Origin of the sequence: Niallia taxi (genome assembly GCF_004005475.1) — a bacterium.
Classification (GTDB): Bacteria; Bacillota; Bacilli; order Bacillales; family Cytobacillaceae; genus Niallia; species Niallia taxi.
Genome location: NZ_RZTZ01000044.1, coordinates 1 through 4,494, shown reverse-complemented (window position 1 = coordinate 4,494; position 4,494 = coordinate 1). Strand labels below are relative to the sequence as shown.

The window sequence follows — 4,494 nt, the reverse complement described above, 5'->3', positions numbered from 1 at the left end:
ATTTTCTTTATAAGATGCTTATTTATGATCTTTTCACACTAACCAAATCTATAAAGTTAAACAAGTTAGATAGCAATATGGAGAAAAACTGCGTATTTAAGAGATAAGTGTTTGTTTATTGAGGGAGAATAGTTTAAGTGAAACTGTTCACAAATGGTGTTTTTAATACTCTAAGTTCAGTTCTAAATAACTAGTTGGGAAAATAGAAAATTATGAAACAAATTGAAGGTAAAAAACGCAAACCAATTATAGACATAGGAATGTGGCTCTTTCTTCTAACTAACAAGGGAATCATATTTACTTTAAATTTGAAAGGTAATGGTTATATATGGAGAAAAAGAAACAAGGATTATTAGCACGGATAGGTCAAATTATAATGGCAATCACTTTACTACTTACAGCTACTAATATTGTAAATATTACTGGAAGTATCATTCTCTTAGTTATAGGGGCTCTATTCATGGCTTATGATAGAAAAACCAAAAGGACTGGAAATAGTTAATAAATCAAAAACTATACTTAAGACGCAATTCATGGCAGTTTAGTGTTATAAGAATCTTTAGCCATTTTTGTTCGTAGTATTAATCTAACGAAGTAGACTTAGGAGGATAATTTTGTCAATATCATATGAAGCTATCACTGTAGTTCTAATTGTAATTATTGTTTCTTCAATTTTGTCGGTAGTTTTCAAGAATAAAGAAAAGGAAGATAAAGGATCTGTATTTTTTTACTATAAATTGAGTTATAGAAGGAAGTTGATTCGCACTCTTTGGACTTTTCCAGTATTGGTTATCTCACTTGTTGCAATATACAGATTTGCAGGTCTGAATAAGAATGAAAACTTAATTTTAACAATTTCCTTCTTAATTATTTTCTTGATACAGGTCATTTATAATTACCTTAAATGGAAGAAATATAGAAAATAATGGTTTGGAATTTTTTAATTAAAGTAAAGGGAGATTTAATCCGGAGGAATAGTTCAAATTTAAACATATGATAAGAATATTCTCACCAGAAACATCCTACGAGTATTTGTGGTTTTTGCAATAGAAGCCTGTAAAACTAATTGTAACCCTTTATAAACAACTTGTCTTTGTACTTCATTATAGCAATGCTACATGGATTAAAACCAAAAGGTCTTATAGATTAACTTCCATAATTAATGAGAATTCCCCCTTATTGTTCCTCTGGAAAAGATCTTGTTTTAAATCATTAAATAAATTTTGGACGCATTTATTTTCTGTAATTGTGTAACCTTATATTTTTATTAGCGTCTAATTTACAAATAGATAATTGGAGGCTATTGTATTATGAGGAATTTTTTTCTATTTATAGGGTGTTTTGCACTTATTTCTTCTTTGCTCTTAGGTTGTGGAACTAATAATGGTGAGTCTAACGGGGTTAATACTAATTCTAGCCAGGAGAAAAAAGATAACAAAAAACTTAAACTTAACGGAGAAATTATAAAGTTTAGTATCTCACAAAATGAAGGAGCAAGTGAAGTTAATTTAAATGATAAACAATCACTCGAAGTTTTAACAACCTTCGTTTCTAACAGCCAAAAGGAAAGTAGTGTAGCAAACATGGATAACCCTGATTATTATATTCATGTTTATTATGAAAAGGAAGATAAACAAATACTTAAAGTATGGGTAGGAGAAAATGGTGAAAAGAGTACCTTAATGGATAGCGATGATACCCACGGCATTTATACTGTTCCAGAAGATGATGCTCGTGAGTTTATAGAATTACTTAAATCAATTTCAAATAAATTAAGTAACCCTTAATTGTTTTATAGAATTAAGGGTTTTTATTCTATTTAAAATAATACATTTTTTGACAAAGGGAATTGATTTTTTTACTTTAATTGATATTATTGTAAATATATAGTTTTAATGTAATAAAAAGTAAACAAAATTATAGAGTTCAGCATTGGAGGGAGAGACTAAGGATATATAGAGAAAAATCTATAGATAAAATTTATGATTCAATTTATAGGAGGGTTAAAATGGGCTTCTCAATGTTAAGAATTGAAAAAAGTGGATTTGTAAAATTCATTATCGCAGGTCTATTATTATTTACTTTTACTACCTCTGCTTCTGCAAATTACTTTGGGGGATCTCGTACAAAGAATGCAAAGCCTGTAGTATATTACGATAGTTCAGTATCTAAATACGGTTATACTAGTAATTTTGATGCAGGGAGAGCATATTGGAATAGCCATTCCGCTGTAAATATCACTAAAAGTACTAGTTATAAAAAAGGAATGGATCAATATTTGGTAGCTAATACATCAGTAGCAGGATTACTCGGTGAAATAATTCCTGTAAATAGTTCAGGAATTGAGGTTTCTACAAGTGCAAGTTGGTCCTATGTATTGGTGAAAATTTATGCCAACCAAATGAAAAATCTATCAAATTATGACAGCTCTCATATTAGTATGAATGCGGCACATGAAATTGGGCACTCAATTAAGATGGCTCATGCATCAAAAGCTTACAATTCTGTTATGCCACAAGGGTGGAGAAAGTTACCTTCCTCACTAACTTCATATGATAAAGGTGAAGTTACGAAAAAATGGGGAAATTAATATAATTGGAGGGTCTTATGAAGAATTTAATAATATTATATAGCACTGTAATAATGAGCTTAATTTTAGCCTCTGGTTGTGCTAATAATAATCGAGCAGATGTTAAAGAACAACCTGAAAAAACAACACTTAGTACAATCAATATTGACTCAAATTTTATAGAGTATGAGCAAGAAAGTAGCTTATATAAAAATGCTGATTTAATTGTGATTGCCAATACGGATGTAGCTTTTAAAGATAGAGAACATATTGTTAAATATATGGAGACAGATACAACTGATAAAGCCATAGAGGATTTTTATACTCGTACTCCTATTAATATCAGTCAGGTCATTAAAAAACCTAATGAAGAAAATATAATTGAAAATGATAAAATAGAAGTTATTGAACCTTTATCAGTAATTCAAACTGATGAAGGTGAACAAAAAATAACAAGAGAAAGTTATATAGAAATGCAAGAGCAACAAGAGTATATGTTGTATCTGAAAAAAAACTCTTATGGTGAATATAGTATTATTAATATGAACAATGGTATATTCCAAGTTACAAAGGATACAGAAGATGCAATTAGTTTAGAACAGCAAATTGAGGATGCCGGATTAAAAATTGAAGAACATACAATTGCTGATCATGAGGATATTTCTGATCAGATAGATGCTAAATATTCTGAGGAAATAGAAGAAGTTATGGAAAAAAATCTAGATTCCTAAAATAACTATACCTTTTTCAGGTCTAGAAAATACACATATAAAAAAGCAAGTTATAATAACCCTATTCTTAGGAGTAGGGTGTTTTTTAAATTTAACAAGTGTACTTTGCCAGGCCATTACATAATCTTACGAGTAATTAAGGAAAACCCTGGTATGTGAAAATACATAGTTGAAGAAGATAATATGTATGCAATTGTCGATGTTTTTTCAGGGTTTCTGCCTTTCCGCATAATCTGTCTTTAAACAATCCTTTTTTTAAAATTAATGGCTTTCCCTTCTTCCGTTAACCTCCTCATTTTATAGTAATGATATAAGAAACAAGGCATTGACCCTTTATGTATAAGCACCCCTATAGCTTAAGTGTATTTATTTACAAAGTCCCATTTGACTAATATTTATTGATTTAAGCTTCCCCAATTTGGGTTTTGTTTTACAATGCCGAAGTATCTATCGGAGCAATTATATTTTCTGTCATAAATTATCAAAAGTACTTTTTATGTAACCCAAATACATTCCTATATCTTCCGTATCTTCATTCTGATATTCTTCTGAGTAACTAATCTTTCCATTACGATTTTGTATCTGTTTTCTGCAGAAAACTTTGCCCATAGTAATAGATAATTTGACCATTCATCTGAATATTCATCAAAATCAATGCTTTCTTCGGTTTTGTTAACTAGATTAAATCAAGTATTAATGTTTTTCCTTGCTCTGGTGCTAATATGACAAAGAGGTTTGCACTTTAACTAAAGGAGTAGTGACCACTTATGTATTTAAATAACTATGCAAAGGTGATTGTGAACGTTGGAGTAACAGTTGAAAAGGGAGATTTAATTAAGATAAATTTTTCTTCGGAACATTTACCTTTAGTCCGTGAAATCTCCAAAGAAGCTTACAAAAATGGAGCGCAATTTGTTTCACTTAGCCTTAGGGATTCAGAGATAGAAAAATGTCGGGTGCGCTATCTAGAGGATGATTTTTTAGAGGTATACCGGAATCCGTAATTGAAAATGAATTGATTTATGCAAAGTCTGGCTATTCAACTATTACCATCATTTCACCTTCATTGTTAAAGCCGATGTTAAAATCCTCAATATAGCCGGAATAAAATTCCCCATCTAAAATAGAACCATAGTTTGTTGAGAGGAGCTATGGTTCGTGAAGACAAGAGGGGAATTTTTTATGATTAAAGAA

At 30.1% G+C, this 4,494-nt stretch carries 4 protein-coding genes; all 4 read left to right on the top strand.

Translation table 11 applies throughout. From position 1 onward, the window contains the following. Window positions 1-1,310 precede the first annotated feature (1,310 nt). Window positions 1,311-1,787 (top strand): hypothetical protein, encoded by a 477-nt coding sequence (locus EM808_RS28290; protein ID WP_127743137.1) that lies wholly within the window; start codon window positions 1,311-1,313, stop codon window positions 1,785-1,787. A 221-nt stretch (window positions 1,788-2,008) separates the two neighbouring features. Then, entirely contained in the window at window positions 2,009-2,590 is a 582-nt protein-coding gene (locus tag EM808_RS28285; RefSeq protein WP_127743135.1) for a hypothetical protein, read from the top strand. Window positions 2,591-2,607: 17 nt separating this feature from the next. Beyond that, on the top strand, window positions 2,608-3,300 hold the full coding sequence (locus EM808_RS28280; RefSeq protein ID WP_127743133.1) for a hypothetical protein: 693 nt from the start codon (window positions 2,608-2,610) through the stop codon (window positions 3,298-3,300). A gap of 767 nt (window positions 3,301-4,067) precedes the next feature. Then, complete coding sequence (locus EM808_RS28275) at window positions 4,068-4,304, top strand: aminopeptidase (RefSeq protein WP_127743131.1); 237 nt, start codon at window positions 4,068-4,070, stop codon at window positions 4,302-4,304. Window positions 4,305-4,494 lie beyond the last annotated feature (190 nt).

Bases quoted from the DNA above. Each gene is read 5' to 3' on its own strand.
- EM808_RS28290 (WP_127743137.1), top strand. From the start codon at position 1,311: ATGAGGAATTTTTTTCTATTTATAGGGTGTTTTGCACTTATTTCTTCT.
- EM808_RS28285 (WP_127743135.1), top strand. From the start codon at position 2,009: ATGGGCTTCTCAATGTTAAGAATTGAAAAAAGTGGATTTGTAAAATTC.
- EM808_RS28275 (WP_127743131.1), top strand. From the start codon at position 4,068: ATGTATTTAAATAACTATGCAAAGGTGATTGTGAACGTTGGAGTAACA.
- EM808_RS28280 (WP_127743133.1), top strand. From the start codon at position 2,608: ATGAAGAATTTAATAATATTATATAGCACTGTAATAATGAGCTTAATT.